Source organism: Clostridium sp. DSM 17811, assembly GCF_018861905.1.
GTDB lineage: Bacteria > Bacillota > Clostridia > Clostridiales > Clostridiaceae > Clostridium_AD > Clostridium_AD frigoriphilum.
Genome location: NZ_JAHLDU010000008.1, coordinates 118,041 through 142,042 on the forward strand (window position 1 = coordinate 118,041; position 24,002 = coordinate 142,042).

The 24,002-nt window shown below is 31.3% G+C and carries 27 protein-coding genes; 24 read left to right on the plus strand and 3 right to left on the minus strand.

Annotation, left to right across the window (positions count from 1 at the left end; all coding sequences use genetic code 11):
- The first annotated feature begins 57 nt into the window (after positions 1 to 57).
- Positions 58 to 1,011, plus strand: a complete 954-nt coding sequence (locus KPL44_RS12065; protein ID WP_216250428.1) for a ketopantoate reductase family protein — start codon at positions 58 to 60, stop codon at positions 1,009 to 1,011.
- Positions 1,012 to 1,282: 271 nt separating this feature from the next.
- Here the strand turns inward: KPL44_RS12065 and fliB are convergent, their stop codons facing one another.
- Positions 1,283 to 2,503 (minus strand): flagellin lysine-N-methylase, encoded by a 1,221-nt coding sequence (gene fliB / locus KPL44_RS12070; protein ID WP_216250430.1) that lies wholly within the window; start codon positions 2,501 to 2,503, stop codon positions 1,283 to 1,285.
- 244 nt (positions 2,504 to 2,747) lie between these two features.
- On the opposite strand from fliB, the gene KPL44_RS12075 reads away from it, so the two are divergent.
- From KPL44_RS12075 to KPL44_RS12125, 11 genes are all read left to right on the plus strand, one after another.
- Positions 2,748 to 3,182 (plus strand): GNAT family N-acetyltransferase, encoded by a 435-nt coding sequence (locus tag KPL44_RS12075; protein ID WP_253201743.1) that lies wholly within the window; start codon positions 2,748 to 2,750, stop codon positions 3,180 to 3,182.
- 433 nt (positions 3,183 to 3,615) lie between these two features.
- Positions 3,616 to 3,801: an oleate hydratase gene (locus tag KPL44_RS12080; RefSeq protein ID WP_216250434.1), complete on the plus strand. Its 186-nt coding sequence runs from the start codon at positions 3,616 to 3,618 to the stop codon at positions 3,799 to 3,801.
- A gap of 48 nt (positions 3,802 to 3,849) precedes the next feature.
- Entirely contained in the window at positions 3,850 to 4,644 is a 795-nt protein-coding gene (locus tag KPL44_RS12085) for an acetoacetate decarboxylase family protein (RefSeq protein WP_216250436.1), read from the plus strand.
- A gap of 81 nt (positions 4,645 to 4,725) precedes the next feature.
- Entirely contained in the window at positions 4,726 to 5,589 is an 864-nt protein-coding gene (locus tag KPL44_RS12090; RefSeq protein WP_216250439.1) for an SDR family NAD(P)-dependent oxidoreductase, read from the plus strand.
- Between the two features lie 246 nt (positions 5,590 to 5,835).
- Positions 5,836 to 5,991, plus strand: a complete 156-nt coding sequence (locus tag KPL44_RS12095; protein WP_162855514.1) for a hypothetical protein — start codon at positions 5,836 to 5,838, stop codon at positions 5,989 to 5,991.
- A gap of 282 nt (positions 5,992 to 6,273) precedes the next feature.
- Entirely contained in the window at positions 6,274 to 6,501 is a 228-nt protein-coding gene (locus tag KPL44_RS12100; RefSeq protein ID WP_216250442.1) for a hypothetical protein, read from the plus strand.
- Positions 6,502 to 6,542: 41 nt separating this feature from the next.
- On the plus strand, positions 6,543 to 8,381 hold the full coding sequence (locus KPL44_RS12105) for an APC family permease (RefSeq protein ID WP_216250445.1): 1,839 nt from the start codon (positions 6,543 to 6,545) through the stop codon (positions 8,379 to 8,381).
- A 69-nt stretch (positions 8,382 to 8,450) separates the two neighbouring features.
- Positions 8,451 to 10,082 (plus strand): DUF4118 domain-containing protein, encoded by a 1,632-nt coding sequence (locus KPL44_RS12110; RefSeq protein ID WP_216250448.1) that lies wholly within the window; start codon positions 8,451 to 8,453, stop codon positions 10,080 to 10,082.
- Positions 10,051 to 10,752 (plus strand): response regulator, encoded by a 702-nt coding sequence (locus KPL44_RS12115; protein WP_216250451.1) that lies wholly within the window; start codon positions 10,051 to 10,053, stop codon positions 10,750 to 10,752. The genes KPL44_RS12110 and KPL44_RS12115 overlap by 32 nt, the downstream gene beginning before the upstream one ends.
- A 185-nt stretch (positions 10,753 to 10,937) precedes the next feature.
- The gene (locus KPL44_RS12120; RefSeq protein ID WP_253201744.1) at positions 10,938 to 12,044 is read left to right on the plus strand and encodes a coiled-coil domain-containing protein; all 1,107 of its coding nucleotides are present in this window, start codon (positions 10,938 to 10,940) and stop codon (positions 12,042 to 12,044) included.
- A 243-nt stretch (positions 12,045 to 12,287) separates the two neighbouring features.
- Positions 12,288 to 12,494 (plus strand): hypothetical protein, encoded by a 207-nt coding sequence (locus KPL44_RS12125; RefSeq protein WP_216250454.1) that lies wholly within the window; start codon positions 12,288 to 12,290, stop codon positions 12,492 to 12,494.
- Between the two features lie 96 nt (positions 12,495 to 12,590).
- On the opposite strand, the gene KPL44_RS12130 is transcribed toward KPL44_RS12125, so the two are convergent.
- Together KPL44_RS12130 and KPL44_RS12135 are read right to left on the minus strand one after the other, a co-directional pair.
- Positions 12,591 to 12,794 (minus strand): cold-shock protein, encoded by a 204-nt coding sequence (locus KPL44_RS12130; RefSeq protein WP_216250457.1) that lies wholly within the window; start codon positions 12,792 to 12,794, stop codon positions 12,591 to 12,593.
- A gap of 17 nt (positions 12,795 to 12,811) precedes the next feature.
- Positions 12,812 to 12,976 (minus strand): hypothetical protein, encoded by a 165-nt coding sequence (locus tag KPL44_RS12135; protein ID WP_216250459.1) that lies wholly within the window; start codon positions 12,974 to 12,976, stop codon positions 12,812 to 12,814.
- A gap of 181 nt (positions 12,977 to 13,157) precedes the next feature.
- Here KPL44_RS12135 and hypF point away from each other — a divergent pair, with 181 nt between their 5' ends.
- The 12 genes from hypF to KPL44_RS12195 all read left to right on the plus strand — a co-directional run bounded on the left by hypF (position 13,158) and on the right by KPL44_RS12195 (position 24,002).
- A complete protein-coding gene (gene hypF / locus KPL44_RS12140) occupies positions 13,158 to 15,443 on the plus strand; it encodes a carbamoyltransferase HypF (protein WP_216250462.1) in 2,286 nt (761 codons plus the stop codon).
- A gap of 83 nt (positions 15,444 to 15,526) precedes the next feature.
- Positions 15,527 to 15,868, plus strand: a complete 342-nt coding sequence (hypA, locus tag KPL44_RS12145; RefSeq protein WP_216250465.1) for a hydrogenase maturation nickel metallochaperone HypA — start codon at positions 15,527 to 15,529, stop codon at positions 15,866 to 15,868.
- 3 nt (positions 15,869 to 15,871) lie between these two features.
- A complete protein-coding gene (gene hypB / locus KPL44_RS12150; RefSeq protein WP_216250469.1) occupies positions 15,872 to 16,561 on the plus strand; it encodes a hydrogenase nickel incorporation protein HypB in 690 nt (229 codons plus the stop codon).
- A 26-nt stretch (positions 16,562 to 16,587) separates the two neighbouring features.
- Entirely contained in the window at positions 16,588 to 16,797 is a 210-nt protein-coding gene (locus tag KPL44_RS12155) for a HypC/HybG/HupF family hydrogenase formation chaperone (protein ID WP_216250472.1), read from the plus strand.
- Positions 16,798 to 17,889, plus strand: a complete 1,092-nt coding sequence (gene hypD, locus KPL44_RS12160) for a hydrogenase formation protein HypD (RefSeq protein ID WP_216250475.1) — start codon at positions 16,798 to 16,800, stop codon at positions 17,887 to 17,889.
- Between the two features lie 36 nt (positions 17,890 to 17,925).
- Positions 17,926 to 18,933 carry a hydrogenase expression/formation protein HypE gene (hypE, locus tag KPL44_RS12165; protein WP_216250478.1) on the plus strand — a complete coding sequence of 336 codons (1,008 nt, stop codon included), beginning with the start codon at positions 17,926 to 17,928 and terminating at the stop codon, positions 18,931 to 18,933.
- A 15-nt stretch (positions 18,934 to 18,948) separates the two neighbouring features.
- Positions 18,949 to 19,779, plus strand: coding sequence for a hydrogenase small subunit (locus KPL44_RS12170; RefSeq protein WP_216250481.1), 831 nt, complete (start codon positions 18,949 to 18,951; stop codon positions 19,777 to 19,779).
- Positions 19,780 to 19,847: 68 nt separating this feature from the next.
- Complete coding sequence (locus KPL44_RS12175; protein ID WP_216250484.1) at positions 19,848 to 21,248, plus strand: nickel-dependent hydrogenase large subunit; 1,401 nt, start codon at positions 19,848 to 19,850, stop codon at positions 21,246 to 21,248.
- Between the two features lie 35 nt (positions 21,249 to 21,283).
- Positions 21,284 to 21,946, plus strand: coding sequence for a hydrogenase nickel incorporation protein HypB (hypB, locus tag KPL44_RS12180; RefSeq protein ID WP_216250486.1), 663 nt, complete (start codon positions 21,284 to 21,286; stop codon positions 21,944 to 21,946).
- The gene (locus KPL44_RS12185) at positions 21,907 to 22,389 is read left to right on the plus strand and encodes a hydrogenase maturation protease (RefSeq protein WP_216250489.1); all 483 of its coding nucleotides are present in this window, start codon (positions 21,907 to 21,909) and stop codon (positions 22,387 to 22,389) included. The genes hypB (KPL44_RS12180) and KPL44_RS12185 overlap by 40 nt, the downstream gene beginning before the upstream one ends.
- Before the next feature lie 180 nt (positions 22,390 to 22,569).
- On the plus strand, positions 22,570 to 23,277 hold the full coding sequence (locus KPL44_RS12190; RefSeq protein WP_216250491.1) for a lantibiotic protection ABC transporter ATP-binding protein: 708 nt from the start codon (positions 22,570 to 22,572) through the stop codon (positions 23,275 to 23,277).
- Positions 23,277 to 24,002, plus strand: coding sequence for a lantibiotic immunity ABC transporter MutE/EpiE family permease subunit (locus KPL44_RS12195; protein ID WP_216250494.1), 726 nt, complete (start codon positions 23,277 to 23,279; stop codon positions 24,000 to 24,002). The genes KPL44_RS12190 and KPL44_RS12195 overlap by 1 nt, the downstream gene beginning before the upstream one ends.

Below are 24,002 nucleotides of genomic sequence, written 5' to 3' on the forward strand. Positions count from 1 at the left end.
AATTAATTGTAAATTTAAAAAAGAATATATTAATTATATGATGGGGGAGAGTGTATTATGAAATACTTAATAATTGGTACAGGTGGTACAGGTGGTTGTATAGGAGGATATTTAGCAAGTGGTGGAAAAGATGTTACATTTATAGCAAGAGGTGATCATTTAAAGGCTATAAACAAAAATGGGCTTATAATTCACTCAACACTAAAGGGTGAAATAAATCTGAAAAATGTTAAAGCATTTGATGGTGGCGGAGAGCTTGGTAAGTTTGATGTGATTTTTTTATGTGTTAAAGGATACTCATTAAATGAGACTATTTCTATTATAAAGAAGGCTTCCCACACAAAAACCATTGTAATTCCAATTTTGAATGCACTAAATGCTGGAGAAAAGTTATTAGAGGATTTGACTGGTATAACTGTTCTTGATGGTTGTATTTATGTTGGTGGATACATATCAGCTCCTGGAGAGATTACACAGACAATTAAGATTTTTAGAGTTGTTTTTGGAGCAAAAGAAAATATAAAGGTGGATATGGATTTATTACATAAAATACAATTAGACCTTGAAGAATCAGGAATAGATGGAATCATTTCAGATAATATAAGATGTGACATATTTAAAAAAATCTCCTTTACATCTGCATATGCGGCGACTGGAGCGTATTATGATGCTACAGCTGGTGAATTTCAAAAGGACGGGGAATGCAGAAGGATGTTTATATTGCTACTTAAGGAATTACAAAAGGTTGCAATTGTATTAAATATTAAATTGGACACAGGTTTTATAGACGAAAATCTTTTAATTTTAAGTGAATTTAGTTCAGATACAACAGCTTCAATGCAAAAGGATATTAAGACAGGTAAAAGCAGTGAAAAGGATGAACTTATCTTTAATATTGTAAATATTGCAGAAAAGTATGGTATTGATGTTCCAAATTACAAGAAAATAGCAAAGTATTTTGGGTATAGTAAAAGTTCTATGATGTTTACACAAAGAAAAAAACTGATGTAATTACATCAGTTTTTTTAAAGTTTTATATTAAATTTATATTAATTAAAGGGGGACTCTAATTAAAAAAATCAATTACTTACTTTCTTTCTATGTTTTTATTATAACAACTATTTGTGTCATTATAGTGACGAAACTAAGAACTAATTGTAAATTTAATAGAAAACAACTATAAAATCGGATAATAATCCAAGGTTTTCTAAAAAAAATTGTATTTGAGTAGTAATATCATAAAAAACATGTTGAACCTGATTAATAAATCTCGCCCTGTTTTTTATAAAAGTTTTTTAGCGAATTCCATATTATCAAATTTATGTTCTTTTATATGATTTAATGAATCAGTTAAATAAGTCCTATGATGTTCTATGGTCTTCGAGAAAGTTTGGATAAATTCGACTATATCTTCTTTGTTATCCTGGTCATTATATAGATATCTTCCAACTAAATAGAACCTAATAAATGAGGATCTTACTAAAAGCATAATATATCCATCAAACATTGATTCCGATTCATTAAATGGAAACATATAGTTATACATAAAATTAACCAAATAATTTTCAAAAATATGGCTATTATTGTTCATAAAATTTTCAGTATAATCTTCAAATGCTTTTGTGTAAAGCTCAGAATGTTTACTAATGTCTTCTCCGTTATCAAATTTGAATCCAGCTATAATTTGCTTAGTATATTCCTTAAAAGAAAGACTGTCCACTTCTTTAGAGACATTTAAAAAACCTAGCATTGTTTTAAAAAAATCTATCTGAAATGTGTAACTTGATCTATTTTTTTTATAAGAATCGTTAACTGAATTTATATTATATTGTTTAATAAATGTTGGTACATTACTATACTTATGTTTAAGCTCTTTTTCTAATGTACTTATAAAATCGCCTAATATATAAAGTCTTTGACTTAGATCAAATTTCCTATTTTGAATTATTTTAATACTAAGGTCTCTAATTTCTTTAAAATACTTAATAGGTGAGTTACTATATTCTGTAGAGGTAGTTTCAATATCACTTGATATTATATGTTTTCCTAAAGTTTCTTCACTTTCCTTAAATTTAATTCCTTCCTCTTTTAATAAAAGAATTCTTGCAGCTTCCGGACAGGCTACATCAAGGGACATTTCGTAATACCCATCTACCATATTTGTTATTCTAGGAAAAGATGTGCAAACATTTGAAAGATATTTCTCTCCAATTCTCGAATAAATTATACAATAATTTGCTTCATCTAGAAAAGCACACCTTTTCCCACTTTTTAATTTTACTTTTCCATAATCTACATCAGGGCTTAGGTAATACTCATTATTATGTACATTTTTCTGAAACATGCGCTTCATTTCTTTGTCTTCAACCTTATAATACTGCCTAAAGGTGGTCTTATCAATATCTATATCCCAACCAATACAACAACTGTCTTTACACTTTCCACCAATACATTCAAATTCTTTAAGATATGTCGGATATCTTAGTTTTATAGTTTTCTCCATTGTCTACTTCCTTTGCATATAGATTACTTCAAGTTTTCTATTTCATATTCATTTTACTATAGTATCTTAAGTTTGTCAGATGTCTATTCATACGAATTTGTGTAAAAATGATTTTTATGGAGATTTATATTAAATTTTTATATCTAAACTATGGCAATAATAGTATAATAAAGTAAAAATTGTGATTTATTTTCGCAAGTTATGGCAACTTAAATATCGATTAAATCGCCTCGGGGGTGTTAATTTGAAAATAAATATTAGAGAATGTACAACGTTAGACTACATGGATATAGCTCTACTTAATAAAAATGAAATGGGGTATGAATATCCGGCTTCAGATACAAAAAAGAAATTAGAACAATTACTAAATGATAGTAACCATAAAATATATGTAGCTATAGCTTACGATAAGGTAGTAGGATATGTTCACGCAAATAATCATGATTTGCTATATGCACCACATTTGAAGAATATTATGGGTATTGCTGTAGCATCTGATTTCAAAAAAAATGGTATTGGAAAAATGCTCCTGAATGAAGTTGAAAAATGGGCATGGGATACAGGTGCATATGGCGTCCGATTGGTGTCAGGATTAGCAAGAACTGGAGCACACGCATTTTATGTGTCTTGTGGATATGGTGGAATAAAAGATCAGAAAAACTTCAAGAAAATGTTTTGAAGATGAAAATATGATACAACTTTTTTCAAAACAGTATAGTCTCCTAATAGATTGTTACTTTAAAAAACGCTAATGTATAAACTTTTAACCAAAAGAAGAACTGATTATGTTATATCAGTTCTTCTTTTGGTTATGGTAAATTTATATTTAATTAAAGGGGGCTCTAATTAAAAAAAATTAATTACTTTCTATGTACTTATAATAACAATTGATTGTGTCATTATAGTGGCAAGAGTAAGAATTAATTGTAAATAGTTTATAGTTTAATGTATAGGGCGTACTACTAATAAAGAGAAGTGTATGTTTTTTAGACAGTTTTGCAAGTATGATTGTAGACAAGAGGTTGGGTTGGATTTATATTGTAGTTATGGGGGGTACTTAACTTGGAAAATGAAAATTGACCGAGGTATATAACTTAAAAATAATTTTTTGAATGGAGGGTGTTAAAATTAAATTCAATTTTGATCAAACTATCGATGTAGAAAAGATGAATGCTTATATGGTTGGTGCTAGACTTGCATCGCTGGGTGCTGCAATATTTTTAATTAGAGATGGTCATGTTCCAGGAAAAAACATTCATATATATGAGGAATTAGGAGTTACAGATAGAAGTATGTAAGTGTTAATAAAATAATTTTGAAACATAAAATATAGGGAGGTACCAATAATGAATAGTTTTATAAAAAACCCAAATGACATTAAAAAATATTGTAGTAAACCAACAACTTTTTACGATGCGCAGATGCTTACGGCTTATTGGGAAACAAAGCCTGAGATTATTGCACGGTTACTCCCAGCACCTCTAAAACCAGCTAAAAGACCTTTAGTAAGTGCTTTTGTAGCAAATTATCCTAGAACAAATTTTTGTGCTGCATATAAGGAAACAGCTTTACTTATATTAGCAGATTACAATGGTCAAATTGGAACCTATTGTATTTCGATGCAAGTAAGTGACGGCATGGCTATGGCACTTGGCAGAGAAATTTATGGTTTTCCAAAGAAACTGGCAGAAATTGAACTTAAGAGAGAAGGAGATACGGTTAATGGAAGTGTATCTCGAAATGGAATAGAATTCTTTAGTTTAAAAGCAAATCTTAATGGGAAATTCAATGATATAGACGGCAAGAAAATAATTGGTGATAATTATGGAAACATATTACCTATATATAACTACAAATATTCTAAGTCGCCAGATGGCAGTGGATTCGACTTAAAACCACGACTTATAGAGCAAGGGGAAACCATGGATAACACACTGTTTAAAAATGGAGAAGTTGAGATGAATCTTAAGGATTCGCCACATGACCCTTGGGCAGAATTAGAAGTCGTGAAGATGTTAGGTTGCACATACACTGAAGGAACCACAGTGCTTCTAAGGGGTAAAGTCTTGGAAGAAGTAGATCCAATGGCATTTATACCTTATTCCAATACAAGATGGGACTGGTGGGAAGACACCTTATAATATTAAATTAAGTCATTGTTATGCCAAAGAGGTTAAAAATCTTGGTTATGTTTAAGAAGGATTTTAAGGAGGCTTTGTATTATGAAGGACTTTAAAGGCAAAGTAGCGGTTATTACAGGTGGAGCAAATGGAATAGGTCTTGCAATTGCTAAGGAATGTGCAAAAAGATCAATTAAGATAGTTATAGCAGATATTGATGGAAGTGACTTAAAAAGAGCGGAAAAGCAACTTAAGGCAGAAGGTGCAGAGGTACTAGCCGTCGAAATGGATGTCATGAAATTTGAAGACATGGAGATGCTTTCAAAGATAGCTCTTGAAAAATTTCATCACATAGATCTATTGTTTAATAATGCGGGGGTTGTAGTTGCAGGACCAGCTTGGTTACTTTCTTTAAATGATTGGGAATGGATTATGAAAGCTAATGTTTGGGGTGCTATACATGGGGAAAAAGTATTCATTCCAATAATGCTAAAACAGGATACTGAGTGCTATATTGTAAATACTTCTTCTGTAGCTGGGCTTTTGGATCTGAATGGGATGTCAGCATACCATACTTCCAAATTTGCAACAGTTGGTCTTTCTGAATCTACTTATTTAGATCTTCAGTGTCAAACAGACAAAATAAAAATGTCTGTGTTCTGTCCAGGGTTTATTCAGACAGATCTTGATAATTGTGAAAGACACAGACCAAAGAAATATGCAAATGACATGAGTCAGCCTTATTACCAAAGTGATTTGTATAAAGCAGAAGAGGACCAGAAACATAAGGTTATCAAAGGTGGAATTCCAATTGACACAATTGGAGATACTATATTTAAGGCAATTGAGGAAGAAAAATTTTATATTCTAACACATCCAGAGTTAAATCCACTTATAGGTTTGAGAGTTAAAAATATGTTTGAAGGTGGAAGACCATCTATGGATGTTATAAAAGGTGTTAAGTAATTTTAAAACAATAATATGATATGAAATAGGTACCAGGATATAATTCCTGGTACCTATTTTAAGTATGCACGAAACTAAAATATATATTAGTTAATAGGCATAACTCAAAGCACTGTTTTTGGGGTATAATAGATTATAAAATAATAAAACATACCTTAAAAATATTCATTACTAATATTAAATTAGAAGGTAGCAGTTAGTTTTTTAATGCAAGTTTATAAAAAATAAAAAAAAGAAGGTAAAAATATGAAAAATGATGTAAATAAAAACATGGAAATAATGAAAAAAATTATTGAAGAAAAGAAAGCAAAATCTTCACAGCAAAAAAATACTAGGAGACCACCAATATATGGACCACAAAGCTCAGGAGCAGGAAATGGTGGAGGTTTAGTTGGTAAATAATCTATAAGTAATACACAAATGAAAAAATCCCCTTAATTGTAGGAGAATAAAACTACGATTAAGGGGGCTTTTATTTCTTTTTCTTAAAAGAATTAACTTGAAATTTGTGGGAATATGATGAATAAATAAAGTCGAATCATAAAATCTTAACACAATCTTTATGTGAATGGGCGTATCTTTATACTAATTTAGCATAAAATATATATTGAATTTGATATAATGTTTTAACTATCAAGTGCATGAATAATATAATGTGATTATAATAAGGGGTGTGATTTTTTTATGGAGAAGGTTTTAAATGCAATTCGCGAGTTTTATAAAGAAAATGGATATGATTATGTAAAGCCAATATATATAAATAGTTTAGTTGAAATTACAAAAGATGAAACATTAAAAATAGTAGAAGCACTTAAGGTTAAGGGTTATATAGTTGAGATAAGCTGGAAAGATGGAAACAAATGTGAATTTTATCTAAATGATCTTGGTAAACAAAAAATATTAGACATATAATTTGACTATAATTATAATGTTGAAATTATGGAGGTGGGTTTGTGTTTTCTAAAATTAGAGAACTATTAATAGGTAAAACACTTAAAACAGAAGAGTTAGAGGGAGAAAAATTAAATATTTTTTGGGGATTGCCTATATTATCTAGTGATGCTATTTCTTCTGTTGCATATGCAGGGGAAGAAATTTTATATGTATTAATTGGAGTTATAGGTCTTATGGCATATAGATATATGTTTTATGCCGCAGTAGCTGTTATTTTATTATTAATTTTACTTGTTTTATCTTATCGGCAGACAATTGACGCATATCCAAATGGTGGTGGCTCATATATAGTTGCACAGGATAATCTGGGTATAAAGCCTGGACTTATTGCTGGTGCATCACTTACTGTTGATTATATACTTACAGTTGCGGTTAGCATATGTGCTGGAACCGCTGCAATAACTTCGGCTGTTCCATCACTACTTAATCATAAAGTAGCTATAGCTCTTGTAATGCTAATAATTTTAACAATTGGTAATTTAAGAGGAACCAAGGAATCATCTAAAATATTTGGAGTTCCAACATACTTGTTTATTGTTTCTTGTATAGTTCTTATTATAACTGGTGTTATAAGGCATTATGTTTTTGGATATTTACCAGCACAAATGTATTCAATTCCAAAGCAAATAGGTGACATAACATTATTCCTATTTCTTAGGGCATTTGCTTCAGGTTGTACTGCATTATCAGGGGTTGAAGCGGTAAGTAATGGGATTCCTAATTTTAAAGAACCATCTCAAAAAAATGCAAAAGCTGTTTTAGTTTTACTTGCTTGTTTAGTTCTTTTTATTTTTGGTGGGTTATCCTTCCTTGCAACAATTTATCATCCAGTCCCTTCTGCGAATGTGACTGTGTTTGCTCAAATTGCTCAGCAAGTTTTTGGAAAAGGTATAATGTTTTATATTATTCAAGTTACTACTGCATTTGTTTTAGTAATGGCTGCAAATACAGCTTATGCAGGTCTTCCGTTGTTACTTTCTTTAATGGCACAAGATGGATATGTTCCAAGGCAATTTTCACAAAGGGGAAAGAGGCTCAGTTTTTCAAATGGAATAATAGTACTTGCAGTAGCAGCTGGTATTTTAATTATTGTGTTTAAAGGTGATACTCATTTGCTTTTGCCATTATATGCAGTAGGTGTATTTTTATCTTTTACACTCTCGCAAGTTGGAATGTTCCTAAAATGGACAAGGAGCAAAGAAGAAGGGTGGAAACATAAGGCAGTTATAAATGGATTAGGTGCTATTGTAACTTTTATTACAGTAATACTTATAGGTATTACAAAGTTTGTTCATGGTGCTTGGTTAGTTTTTATTATAATACCTGTACTTGTATACAGTATGGGAAAGATAAAAAATCATTATAATAAAGTAGTAAAACAAATTAAATTATCTAATGATGAAAGACCTAATATTGGAATAAAGACAAATAACGATCAACATGTAATAATACTTTTAGGTACGTTAAATAAGACTTTTTTAAAGTCATTAAACTGTGCTAGATGCTTATCTAACAACGTAGTTGCATTTCATGTATCAACTGATCCCGCAGCTACTGAAAAACTAAAAGTGAAATGGAAAGAATATAATCCGGGAATTCCATTGATAATCGAACACTCCGCATACAGAGACATTATAGAACCATTAATGAACTTTATAGAGTCTGAGGATCGTGCATCTAAACATGGAGAAACAGTAACGGTAGTAATATCACAATTTGTTATTACTAAGTGGTGGCATAACTTACTTCATAACCAAACAGGATATTTTGTAAAAAGCATGTTATATAAAAATAGAAATGTTGCAGTCCTCACTGTACCGTATATAATAAAAGAGTAGATACTCAAAAATTCTTAGTCTAGGCTAAGAATTTTTTAAAGTAAAGGCATTAAATATATTGGGAGAGGGATGGAAGATTTGAAAAAGGGTGAATTTGACGAGAAGGTTTTCAAAGCTTTTAGTGAACATAAATATGATGGGTATGAAGAAATTAAACGTATATTTACCAATGCACTTGAAACTATAGTAATTATGACTTTATTCACTATGTTATCTCTAATATTTAGAAAAATTGGATTTCATGAGTCAAATGTAATAATAGTATTTATTTTAGGGGTACTATTTGTAGCAAGAAACACTGAGGGATATGTTTATGGTATTTTGGCTGCAATAATTGGAGTGTTAGCGTTTAATTATTTCTTTACTATACCATATTATAGTTTTTTAGTTTACAGATCAGACTACCCAGTAACTTTTGTTGTTATGTTGATAGCCGCAATTATTACAAGCACCCTAACTTCAAGAGTTAAAACACAAATTAAGATATCCTTTGTACGCGAAAATAGGATGCGAATTTTATATAAAATTAACAACTTATTGCTTACAGGAAAAGATAAGAGACAAGTAGTGGAATCTTGTGGTAACAATTTAATTGATATGTTTAACAGAACTATTATGATAGCAATTGTAGATAATAAAAACGTTTTACAAAAACCAAATACTTATCTGTTTAATGATAAATATAATAAAAATATCTTTGAGGCAGGTATTGAGGTAGAAGGAGCGCAAAGATGTTTTAAAACAGGTAAATCAGTAGGGATTGAAGCTGAAAGTCCAATAGATAGTGTTGGATACTATCATCCAATTACAGGACAAAACAAAATACTTGGAGTTATTGGGATAGCATGTTTTGAAAAAAATGCTTTATCAGAAAATGAAAAAATTCTTCTGCAGTCTGTTTCTACACAAATGGCCTTAGCTATTGAAAGAGAAGATTTATATGAAAAGAAAAGACAGATAAATGTAGAGAAGGATAGAGAAAGGCTTCGTGGCAATCTTTTGAGGTCAATATCACATGATTTAAGAACCCCACTAGCTGGAATACTAGGATCGGTTTCTACTATTAGTGACAATTATGACGTGCTTGATAATGATACAAAAAAAGAACTTATACAAAATATTTATGAAGATACAAGTTGGCTAGTACATTCAGTTGAAAATATATTAAGTATGACGAGATTAGATGAAGGTAGGCTTGAAATTAAGAAAGATGTGGAGATTGTTGAAGAAATTATTTCAGAATCTATATCTAAAGTTACTAAGTTTTCAGGAAAGCATAATATTAAGACAGATTTACCAGAAAAAATGATTATATTATTTGTAGATGGATTATTAATAGAACAGGTGTTAATTAATTTAATTGATAATGCTATAAAATATACACAAAGTGATTCTATTATAGAAATCAAGGTCACGCAAAAGGAAGAAAATGTATTGTTTGAAGTATCAGACAATGGAAAGGGGATACCCAAAGAAGACATAGAATATATATTTGATAGATTTTATACCAAAACTAATGGCATTTCCTTGAAAAAACGAGGTATAGGGCTAGGGCTTGCTATTTGTAAATCTATTATAGAAGCACATAATGGTTATATGGAAGCATTTAACAACTCAGCCGGTGGAGCAACTTTTAAATTTAGTTTACCTATAATAAGGAGTGATGGTAATGAATATAAAGCCTTTGATCTTAATAGTTGAAGACGATAAACCTATTCAAAAATTTATGAAAATTTCGCTTGAGGCACAGGGCTATAAGTGTATGGAAACTGAGTCTGGGAATACGGCAATAACACTTATATTTTCGCATAATCCAGATATAATAGTTTTGGACTTAGGGCTACCGGATATTGATGGACTCGATGTTATAGAGAAGGTTAGGGAATTTACAAAAGCTAAAATTATAGTCGTTTCAGCTCGTGGACATGAAAGAGAAAAAGTTGAGGTCTTAGATAGAGGAGCAGATGATTATTTGACTAAGCCATTTAGTGTAGCAGAATTTTTAGCTAGAATTAGAGTGGCACTAAGACATTTCAATCAAAATATTAATTTACAAGGAAATGAGTTATCTGTATTTGAGGTTAAGAATCTAAAGATAGATTTTGAAAAACGCAGAGTTACGATTTTAGATAAAGAAATACATTTAACACCAATGGAATATAAATTAATTGAGTTAATGTCAAAATATTCAGGACGAGTTTTAACTCATAAGTTCATAGTTGATGAGATTTGGGGAAATTATTTTGAAAATGATACACATTCGCTTAGAGTATTCATGGCCAATATAAGAAGAAAAATAGAAAGTGATCCTGCTCAGCCGCAATACATATTAACGGAGGTTGGAGTAGGGTATCGTTTAATTGATGAATAACAATTTAAATATGTAACAAAGTTCATTCCACACCTTAACTTACTTTTTTACTAATAAATTATGCAGAGATAATTTAAAAGCCAATATTTGCTAAAGATAGCTCTGTGTGTTATTATGTTCAAATGATAAAAACTTTTGAACATAATGTATGTATAAATAGAATGTTATGTAGGGGGAATGGAGAATTGAATAAAAAAATAAATTCGGTTATAATGGCACTTGTTGTAATTATGTGTTTTAGTTTTACTAGCGTATATGCGGATTCTGCGTCAGATAAGGCAAAAATTCAGCAGGTTCAGGTTCAAAGAAGAAATCTTGAAAATAAAGCAGAGCTGATGAATAATCAACGTAAAATAATTATGGCTAAAATCAATAAGAATGAAAGAAATATAACTATAGCGCAAAAAGATATTAAGCAAACAAAAGTAAATCTTGTAAAAGCAGAGGTTGACATCAAAGCAGAACAAATAATTTTTGATAAAAGAATGAGAGCAATATATATGAATGGGTCAGCAAGTTACATAGACATTATGCTAGGTGCAGATGGTATGGATGATTTTATATCTAGATTGGAAAATATCAAAACCATAGTAACTTTCGATCAAAAGGCTATTGATGATATGAAAACAAAAGAGGCATCAATTAATTTAAAGAAGGTAGCGCTAGATAAAGGGAATACAAAGTTGCTTTCTTTAAGAGCTTATAATAAAGAGGATTTGGATATTTTGACAAAACAAAAATCTGACCAAAATGTATTAGTTTTAAAACTAGATGCTCTGGAAAATAAGTATGGCGCACAACTAGTAATAGATGAAGCCATTGCAGCGAGACAAGCTTTAGCAGCAAAACAAGCTGGCAAAAGTATTAAGGCTGCTAGTTTTAATACATTACAAGATAGTAATATAGAAATCAAAAATGCAGCAATTAAATACACAGCAAGTGATTTGGACTTGCTAGCTAGATTAATAACTGCAGAAGCTGGAGGAGAATCCTATAATGCTCAGGTTGCTGTTGGTGCAGTAGTTGTAAATAGGGTTAGAAGTGGCAGTTTTCCAAACTCTATAAGTGCTGTTATCAATGAGAAGGCAAATGGAGTATATCAATTTACACCAGTACTTAATGGGAACATTAATAGAACCCCACAGGCGGGAACTATGAAGGCTGCAATTGAAGCACTTAGCGGAACTGATCCGACTAATAATTCAATGTACTTTTATAGTGGAAGTACTCCTCCGGGTTCACCAAAATCAGCTTCTATAAGAATAGATCATTTAACATTTCTTGGCATGTAGTAAAACAACATATAAAATACGGATAGTATATACCTAAAGGGAGTTCACTTTGTGAACTCCCTTTAGGTATAAATAAAAATGATATTAAATTTTATTAGCAGAAATATATTCAATATCTTTATTGATTTTAAAAAGAATGAAAGTACATTAAAAATTTTAAATTGGGAAGTATAACTATAATATTAAGATTTTTTAGTATAAATAATTATTTAATATCGAAAAGATATAAAGGGAGGAATATTTATGGATTGTTCAAAAATAAAAGAAGTTAATGGAATAGATCATGTTGGAGATGTTCCAAGTGCTAAGAAAGGTATAATTGATTTTCTTTCTGGTGAGGACAGATTTAAAGATTCAGTACCAAAAGAGACACTTAATTCATACAAAAAAGGTCGCGAAATAGCAGTAGAAATTGAAAATATGTTAAATGGTGATCAAAGAGCTTATTAAATTTTAAGATTCCTCAAAAGTAGGTACAGAATTTTAATTCTGTACCTATTTTTATACAGCTAATATATTATACTACAAATCTATAAAATCATTTTATTAAAATTTTTGAACGTTAGATGCTTGAGGTCCTTTTAGTCCATCTACTACATCAAATTGAACTTCCTCACCCTCATGTAAATCTTTCCTTGGTCCTTCTTCTTTTATGGATAAATGATGAACAAACACATCTTCACCATCTTGAGCTGATATAAATCCATATCCTTTGCTAGCATCATACCATTTTACAATACCTGTTATCATAAATTTTATCCCCCTTGTTATTTATTATGAGATAATTTAGAACGTTTAGTAAATCTGTCATTATTTGCGTCTATTTTCTCGCCATTTTCAATTCCAATGTCACTTCCATCATGTGGGAACATCTTTCTTAGCTCAGCATTGCTTTTCTTATCAGATCTTAAGTGACTTTTATTATTGTCCATAAATACGCCTCCTTTATTTTGTTATACAATATTAATATTTCCCTAATACTACAAAAATATATGTTCAAAAAAAATTATTAAAAATGGTACTAAATCGAAAAAAAATGACATCTATTAAGATGAAAATCATATATTTAAGGGGAAATATAATTATAAGAATACAATAGGAAAGGTGCGTATTATGGACAAAAGGAGAAGACTTATTGTGGTTGAAGGAATAGTTCAAGGGGTTGGCTTTCGTCCATTTGTATTTAAATTAGCAAAAACTTTTGGATTAAGAGGCTGGGTGAATAATAATTCTGAAGGTGTTTATATAGATGTTGAGGGGTTTGAGGAAGATATAAACAAGTTTATGCAAGCTCTTAAGAATGATCCTCCACCACTTTCTAGAATAGAAAAGATAACGATGAAAGCGGATAAAGTATTAAATTACTCTAATTTCCAAATTAAAAAGAGTGAACAGAGTTTAGATAAAATTACTTTAATATCACCAGATATAGCTACTTGTAGTGAGTGCGAGGAAGATATACTAAATTTATATAATAGGAGAAGTGGGTACGCTTTTACAAATTGTACAAATTGTGGCCCAAGGTTTTCTATAATAAAAGAATTGCCTTATGATAGGGACAAAACCACAATGAATGATTTTAAAATGTGTTATCAGTGTAATGACGAATATTTAGATCCTACCAATAGAAGATTTCATGCGCAACCTAATGGATGTAAGGCTTGTGGCCCTGAACTTTGGATAGAAGATTCTAAAGGTAATAGGTTAGAAATAGAAAATCCTATGAATTTTGCTCAAAACATGATTATGAAAGGGAAAATATTTGCAATAAAAGGGCTAGGAGGTTTTCATCTTGCTTGTGATGGATTGAATGAGACTTCCGTGAGTAACTTAAGGGAGAGAAAAAAAAGACCATTTAAACCTCTTGCGGTTATGATGAAAGATATGGAAACAGTAAAGAAATATTGTTGGGTTAACCAATTAGAAGAGAAGGTACTAACTGGAATTAAAAAACCAATAGTTATTTTAGATCAAAGGGAAGGCTACGATTTACCTATAAAAATTGCACCCAATCAAAAAACAATAGGGGTAATGCTTCCATATACACCTATTCATATTTTATTATTTTCAGAAAAAATTAAGGTTCTTATTATGACCAGCGCAAATGTTAATAGTTTGCCTATAGAGTATAAAGACGACTCTGCAAGAAAAGCCCTTTCAGGTATTGTAGATTATTTCCTCATGCATAACCGTAAAATACATGTCCCAGTTGATGATTCCGTATTAAAGATTGTAAATAATAATCAAACAATTATAAGGAGGGCTCGTGGTTTTGTGCCAGAACCTTTTAAATGGGAAAGTACGGAAAATATATTAGCTTGCGGATCCAGTATGAAGAATACTTTCTGTATTAGTAAAGAAGGATTTTTGTTTTTAAGCCAATTCAATGGTGACTTAGAAAATTTAGAAACCTATGAACATTACAAGGAAAATGTTGAACATTTTAAAAATATATTTTCTTTTACACCGAAATTTATAGTTCATGATATGCATCCCGGATATATGTCAACTAAATATGCGCTAGAATATGATTTGCCTAAGGTATCTGTGCAGCATCATCATGCTCATATAGTTAGTAACATGTTTGAAAACAATTTAAAAGAAAAAGTTATTGGAGTTTGTTTTGATGGAACTGGGTATGGCAGTGACGGCAAAATATGGGGTGGTGAATTCTTGATTTGTGATTACAGTAAGTTTACAAGAGTAGGTCATCTGGATTATATTAAAATGCCAGGAGGAGAAAAGGTCATTAAAGAACCTTTTAGAATGGGAGTTTCCTATCTGTATAAGTCTTTAAGTATAAACAATAATAAAAAAGAAGTTAATGATATTATTTATGATTTATATGGTAGTAAAGGTATTAATATAATTAATCTTTTAAATTCAAACATTAATTGTATAGAGACCTCAAGTATGGGAAGGTTTTTTGATGCTGTGGCAAATATAATTGGAATTACAGATATAGTTACCTATGAGGGACAGGCATCTATTGAACTTGAAGCTATATCAGAAATGGATATTGAAGAATCGTATACTTATAAAATAATAAAACAGGATATGTATATTATAGAGCCCTATGAAATAATTATCGAGGTTTTAAAAGATAAAAGGGAAGGAATATCTGCTAAAATCATAACATCAAAATTCCAAAATACTGTTGTAAATTTAACTGTGACTATGTGCAAATTCATTAGACAAAACTTTAATATAAATGAGGTCGTGCTGAGTGGAGGAGTTTTTCAAAATTGTTTTTTGCTTAAGAAGATATGTCGTAATCTAAAAATAAATAAGTTTAAGGTATATATTCATAAGGATTTACCTTCTAATGATGGAGGAATAGCAATTGGGCAGATAATTATAGCTAATGAAATAATTGAAAATAATCAAATAAGAAGTTAACAAAAATGAGCATATAAACATTTTAGTGAAACATTTCACATATATATTAATTAAGAAGAATAGCAACTAATTAGGAGATAGATATGCATGAAGTTTCAATAATTGAAAATGTTATTAAAATAGTAACAGATAAAGCAAAGGAAAATAAACTAACTAAAGTTAAGAAGGTATCACTAAAAATAGGTGAGTTATCGGGCGTTAATGCAGAATGTTTAGATTTTGCATTTAACATATGTATTATTGATACAATGCTTGAAGGATCAACTTTAGAGATAGAGAAAGTTGATGCAGTAGCTGAATGTTTTGATTGCAAACAAAAATTTCACATTGATCATTTTAATAAACTTTGTCCATGCTGTAACAAATTTTGTTCTAGTATTATTCGTGGATATGAGCTTTATGTAAATACAATAGAAGGAGATTAAAATATGAGTAAAATAAACATAGTTACGAACATTCTTCAAACAAATAATGAGATAACAGCTAAAAATAAAAAATTACTGGATGATAAGGGGATCTATGTAATAAATCTAATGAGTTCGCCTGGGTCAGGTAAGACTTCGCTACTTGAAAGAATAATAACAAACCTTAAAGATAATATTAATATTGCTGTAATAGAAGGAGATATTTATACCACCAAAGATGCACAGAGGATAGAAGCACAGGGGGTTCCAGTGGTTCAAATCAACACTTGCGGAGCTTGCCATCTTGATGGGTCAATGATAAAAAGTGCATTAAATTCATTAACCATTGATAAACTTGATCTGCTTGTAATAGAAAATGTAGGTAATTTAGTTTGCCCCGCAGAATTTGAAATTGGTGAAGACATAAAAATCTGTGTTTTGAGTACTGCAGAAGGGAATGATAAACCTTTGAAGTATCCACTAATGTTTGAAAAAAGCGGTGTTATTATTTTAAATAAATTAGATTTAATAGAATTTACTGATTTTGATAAAAAAGAGTTTTATAGAGATATAAAATCCCTAAATGCTAATGCCCATATATTTGAAACATCTTGTGTTAAAAATCAGGGTATAGATGAAGTATGTTCATGGTTAATGCAGAAAATTAAAAATAAAAAATTGAATAATATTAAAGCATCGCAGATGAGAATTTAATTAAAGAAGAAAAAGGAGGAAAAAGAATGTGCATTGCAGTCCCAGGAAAAGTATTAAAAATAGAAGGGAATAAAGGAATTGTAGAGATTGGCAATATGAAACGAGAAGTATTTATGCATCTTGTGCCAGATGTTTGCGTGGATGAATATGTACTTGTACATGCAGGGTGCGCAATTGAAACTATAGATGAAGAAGAAGCAAAAATAACTTTGAATATTTTTAAGGAGCTTCTTTAAATGGAGTTTGCTTATGAATTTAGAAATATCGAATATGCTAAGAAACTTGTAGAAAAGCTAAACAATATTTCTACTGAAAAGATAAATATTATGGAGGTTTGCGGCACTCATACTATGGCTATATTCAGATATGGTATTAGGGACGTTCTACCACCAAATATAAATCTGATATCAGGGCCAGGTTGTCCTGTGTGTGTTACACCTCAGAGCTATATTGATGCTGTACTAACACTTAGTACAAAGAAAGATGTAATTATTGCGACTTTTGGAGATATGATGAGAGTTCCTGGAAAAAAGGGATCGCTGAATAAGAAAAAAGAAAAAGGTTTTGATATAAGAATAGTATACTCACCAATGGATTGTCTTACTATGGCTTCACAAAATCCTTCTAAAAAAGTAGTGTTTTTGTCAGTAGGCTTTGAAACCACAGCGCCGATGACTTCGCTTACTGTTATTGAGGCTAAAAAAAACAACATAAAAAATTTATTTTTTGCGATTGCCCATAAAATAGTTCCACCGGTCATGAAAATTTTAGCTCAGGATAAAGAATTAAATATAGATGGTTTTTTATTGCCAGGGCATATTTGTGTAATTAGCGGAACGAAACCATATGAATTTCTAAGTGAGGATTATAATATTCCTGGAGTAGTTACAGGGTTTGAACCATTAGATATACTTCAAGGTTTAAATACATTAGTAAATTTAATAAGCAAAAAAAATTATAGGATTATGAATGAATATAAAAGAGTAGTTAAAACTGGTGGTAACCCCTATGCCTTAGAATATTTGAATAAAACATTTAGGATCGTGGATAGTAGTTGGAGAGGAATTGGAAGAATACATGCAAGTGGCATGGAATTTAATAGTAAGTATGAGGATTTTGATGCATTTAAGCATTTTGAAATTGAGTATGAGGATTATGATGGTAGTCCTGGCTGCAAATGTGGAGAAATACTTAAGGGGAAAATTAAACCAACGGATTGTCCACTTTTCAAAAAAATCTGTAGCCCAGAAAATCCGGTTGGTTCCTGCATGGTTTCATCAGAAGGTGCCTGCGCTACATATTATAGATATCACAAAGAAACTATATAATAGTTACGTACTTATAAGGAATACAGGAGGGATTAGATGAATGACACTATAACTTTAAGTCATGGAAGTGGCGGTTTACAATCAAATAAATTGATTAATGAAGTATTTTTAAAATATTTTGGCAATGATATTTTAAATCAAATGAATGATGCAGCACAACTAGAAATAGATTTTAAAAAACTTGCGTTTACAACGGACTCTTTTGTAGTAAATCCACTTTTCTTTAATGGAGGTAATATTGGTAAATTAGCAGTTTGTGGTACTGTAAATGATTTAGCAGTAAGTGGAGCAAAACCACTTTACATAACAAGTGCTTTTATTATCGAAGAGGGTTTCTCTATTAAAAAACTAGAGCAAATTGTGATGTCTATGGCAAATGAAGCGAGAAAATCAGGGGTGAAAATTGTAGCTGGGGATACAAAAGTTGTAGAAAGAGGAAATGTGGATGGTATTTTTATTAACACCTCTGGCATTGGTAGAATTTATGAAAATGTTAATATTAACTGCGCCAATGCAAGAGAAGGAGACATTGTTATAGTAAATGGAACCCTGGGAGACCATGGAATGACAATAATGTGTGCACGAAACAAACTTGGGCTTGTTGGGGATTTAAGGAGCGATTGCGCATGCCTTAACTCATTAGTAGATACAATGCTTGAAGCATATGGGGGTATCCACGTTATTCGTGATGCTACAAGAGGTGGAATCGCAGCAGTGCTTAATGAAATTAGTGAATTTAGCAATGTAACCATAGCCCTTGAAGAGAATAATTTACCAGTTAAAAAAGAGGTAAAAGGTGTTACTGAGATGCTTGGACTCGATCCATTATATATTGCTAATGAAGGGAAACTTTGTGCTTTCGTTCCGGAATCACACGCGCAGAAGGTACTTAGTGCAATGCAAAAGCACCCACTAGGAGTTAATGCAACAATTATAGGAAAAGTAACGGAAGAAATAGGACAAATGGTTTATTTAAATACAGTAGTAGGTGGGAAAAGATTAGTTGATATGCCATCTGGAATTCAGCTGCCAAGAATATGTTAAATAGGAGGGAATATTTTGCATGAAAGAAGACTTATAAATAGGGCCATAGATGAAATTCATAATGGAGAGGCTAAAAAGATTAATTTTGTATGGATGGAGGCTAATGGTTGTACGGGGAATATAATTTCTTTCCTCAATGCAGATCAACCGGATGTTCTTTATTTTCTGGAAGAAATGGTTAATTTGAAATTTAGCCCTAGCCTTATGCAGGCAGAAGGTGAAGTTGCATATGAAGAGTTTTTAGAAGTTTTAGATACAAACTTTATATTAGGAGTAGAAGGTGCACTAACTAATATGGATGAGGGTTTCTATAACATATTTGCAACATATAAAGGCGTACGGATACCTACAGTTGAAGCTATTAGTCTAGCATCAAAGAAAGCGAAAGCAATAATAGCTATTGGAACTTGTGCTTCATTCGGAGGAATATCAGCAGCTAGACCTAATCCAACAGGATGCACAAGTTTAGGCGGGTTCCTTGGACGTGAAGTAATAAATATCCCGGGATGTCCTGCGAATCCACTGTGGGTTATGGGAACTATAGCTAGTATTATTCTTAATAAAAAGGTTGAGGTAGATGAAAAAGGACGTCCAATATTGTTTTTTAAAGAGACCAATCATACTAATTGTTCAAGACGCTCATATTTTGATAATAAAGTATTTGCGCAGAAGCTAGGAGATAAAGAGTGTATGATAAAAGTTGGATGTAAAGGCCCTATTACAAAAGCTTATTGTCCACTTGGATTATGGAATTCAAGAATCAATTGGCCAGTAGAAGCTAATACACCCTGTATAGGTTGTGCTAGTGAATTTTTTCCGGATGGCACAGAGCCATTTGTTAAGTAATGAGATGAGCTAAACATAGTTATGTAAATATTGTTATTTAAAATATATTTTAGAGTGAGGTGATTGTGGTGACTACCAAGATAACTATAGACCCTATAACTAGAATTATGGGGCCTTTAAGTATAGAAGTTGAAATTAAGAAAAATAAAATAGTAGAAGCTAAAAGTGGTGGAATTCAATTTAGAGGTTTTGAAAAGATGTTAATAGGACGTCAACCTTTAGATGCGGTATATTTTACGCAGAGGATATGTGGTATATGTTCTACATCGCATGGCCTGGTAGCAAGTCTTGCACTAGAAGATGCATTAAAAGTAAAGCCAAATGAGAACGGAGTAAAAATCAGAGATTTTGCACATGGGGCTGAGTTTCTTCAAAATATTATGAGGCAAATTTGTATTTTTGTATTTCCTGATTATGTAGATATAACACTTACTCCAGGAAATGTGGGTTATGATTTTAGAATACCTAAGAATTATACAGAAAAAATCAATAAAGACTATGTGAAGGCGCTAGAATGTAGCCGTCTTGCCCATGAAATTATAGCTCTAATAGGTGGGAAGGTACCACATACCCACGGCGTATTCGTGGGTGGTACAACTGCAAATATGGATGCTTCTAAAATTATGAGATTGAAATCTATACTACATTCTATAAGTGAATTTATGTGCAAAAATATGGTCGAGGATATAAATATTATAGCTCATTGTTATCCAGAGTACTTCAATATTGGTGGTGGGACAAAAAATCTTCTAACCTATGGATTATTTCATGATTTACCAAATAAAGAAATGCAGTACGTTTTGCCTTCAAGTTATATTGATGGTGAGGCAGCTACTTTAAACCCAAAAGCAATAACAGAGAGCTCAGCATTTTCTTGGTATAAAGAATCTAAACCTACTGAGGTTCCAGCAAATTATCCATCTGAAACAGATATTAAAAAGCCGGGAGCATATACATTTATTAAAGCACCTAGGTATGAAGGTAAAGTTGTACAGGTTGGTCCACTTGCTCGTATGATTTTATCAGGGTCATATAAAAATAGTATATCTACTATGGATAGACTTATTGCTCGGGTGCTAGAGGGGAAAAAGCTTTGTGAAAAAATGCTTATAATACTTGAGTCTATAGAGCCGATACCAGCAGTTCAGAAAAAGTATATTATTCCAGAGAGTGCACAGGGGGTAGGACTTTGTGATGCTGTTAGGGGAGCTCTCGGACACTTTCTTACAATAGAAAAAGGGGTTATAAAAAATTGCGATATAGTTACACCTACTGCTTGGAACCTTTCACCAATAGATGAGATGGGTCAACATGGAGCCCTTGAGAGCGCTCTTATTGGTACTGAAATCGATAATCTTAAAAATCCAGCTGAGATAGGGCGTATAGTTCGCTCTTTTGATCCTTGCATATCTTGTGCTACACATGTTATTACGGAATATGGTGAACCATATTATATAAATATTATTTGATCCAGTTGAAATAAAATGGTTAGGGGAATAGTAAAATGAGCGAAATAAAGATTAGTATTAATATGTTAAATACTAATGAAGAGATTCACGCGGAAAACAAAAATTTATTTGATGAAGAGGGCATATTTGTTATAAATCTAATGGGATCTCCAGGAGCTGGTAAAACATCTATACTTGAGAAATTAATTCCAAAGATTAAACAAAACTTGAATATGGCGGTTATTGAAGGAGACTTATATACTACTAAAGATGCACAGAGAATTGAAGCTAATGGAGTTCCAGTAGTACAAGTCAATACTGTTAGAACTTCGTATTTAGAAGGAGCTAAGGTAAGGGAAGCATCATTAAATTTTGATTTAAGAGATATAGATCTTATTATTATAGAGAATGTAGGAAGTTTAGTATCTCCCGCTGAATTTGAAATTGGTGAGGATATTAAAATTTGTCTTCTTAGTGTTACAGAAGGTAATGACAAGCCTTTAAAATACCCATTGATGTTTGAAAAAAGCAGCGCGATAATTTTAAATAAAATTGATTTACTTACATTTACTGATTTTAAGGTAGAAGAGTTTTATGAGGATATTAAATTGTTGAATAATAAGGCAAAGATTTTTCAAACTTCTTGCACTAGAAATGATGGAATAGATGAATTAAGTGAATGGATTTTGAAACAAGTAAAAGAAAAAGTAAGGGGCTGAGCTCTATTATAGGTAAAAAGGTTATAGCTATAGGTAATAGTTTAATGATGGATGATGGAGTAGCACTTCTGATTTTAGATAAAATAAGGAAAAGATTAGAGGATAAAGGTATTGAAAGTATTATGGGAGAAACGGATGTAGAATTTTGTTTCTCTTTATTAAATGAGATAGATGTATTTTATATTATGGACTCAACGTATTATGGTAATGTCCCAGGTACATTGACTTTTAAAAATTTAGATGACATAAAGAAAACTAAGGATTACAGTATGTCTATTCATTCTCTAGGGTTAATGGATCTCATAAACATGTACAATATGGATATAAAAGGTTATTTTATAGGGATAGAAATTTCTAAAATAGATATAAATCTTGGCTTAAGCAATGTTTTACAGGGAAAAGTGAAAGATATATCCCAAAAGGTAATGAGTTTTATTATATAATTATAGCAAGTTATGTATGATAATAAGTTAATTATTCTGTGCTCCACTCCATTAATAAGTATTAGTACTTATTAATGGAGTGGAGTTTTTATTTTATATTAATATTGAAATCCTTATAGAATCCTTATAAATTCTTAGTATTATAAAACTATAGTAAATGAAAGGAAGATGATTAAGATTATGAATAATTATATTTTACAAACAAAAAATCTTTGCAAATCTTTTAAAAAACAGTGTGCGGTAAACAAGATTTCACTATCTATTGAGAAAAATTCTGTCTATGGATTGTTAGGACCAAATGGGGCCGGAAAATCAACTCTATTAAAAATGATTACGGGAATGCTTCATCCAACATCAGGAGAAATTATTTTTGAGGATCATCCTTGGAGTAGAGATGATCTTTATAATATAGGAGTTTTGATTGAATCTCCACCTCTTTATGAAAATCTTACGGCGGTTGAAAACCTTAAAGTACGAACTATTCTTTTAGGCCTTCCAGATTCTCGTATTAAAGAAGTACTGGAAATTGTGGATTTGACAAACACAAAGAAAAAGCAAGCAGGACAGTTTTCTATGGGAATGAAGCAAAGGCTTGGAATTGCAATTGCACTTCTGAACAAACCCAAATTGCTAATTTTGGATGAGCCTACAAATGGACTAGATCCTCTTGGAATACAAGACTTAAGGGAGCTAATACGTTCTTTTCCAGAGCAGGGAATAACGGTCATTCTATCAAGTCATATATTGTCCGAGGTTGAACTTATTGCAGACCATATCGGTATCATAAGCAATGGGGTACTCGGGTATAACGGCAAGATTAATCCTGGAGAAGATTTGGAAGTACTTTTCACAGAGGTTGTGAAAAATAACAGGAAGGAGGATTTATAATGCTTAAATATTTACAAGCAGAAAATTTGAAATGTAAGAGAACATTTATAAAAAAACTGATTCTTATCGCACCTATAGTTACTTTGTTAGTTGGATTTATGACTGGAAAATATTTTGAAGCTGATAGCTTCAATTGGTGGTACATGATGATACTACCAGGATATATTTCAATAATGGCAGTAATGACTAACGAAAAGGAGCAAAAAAAGTTACACTATAGGGCTGTATTTGGTCTGCCAATTTCTCTAAAAAAAGTGTGGATTTCAAAAGTTTTGGTAAATGGGATTTATATGACTTTCTCATGTATGGTTTTTATAGTTGGAATTTTTTTAGGAAGTTATCTAAGGATCACTCCCGTACCGGTTTTTAGTGCATTTGCCGGAGCTGTTTTGATTGCAGTTACATTTTTGTGGCAGATTCCACTTTGTATGTTTTTAGCGAAGAAACTGGGAATGCTAGGGACGGTTTTGATAAATGTTGGAGTTGGAATGGTATTAAATGTTATGGTTGTAAGTACATCAATGTGGTGGATTTCTCCTTATAGTTGGACAGCACGTATTATGTGTCCCATTCTTGGGATTTTGCCAAATGGAACTCTAGCGGAAATAGGATCTCCAATGCTAGATCAAAGCGTGATTCCAATTGGAATTATTCTGTCCCTTATTCTATTTGCCTTATTACTGATTGTTACCGCTAATTGGTTTAAAAAACAGGAGGTTAATTAA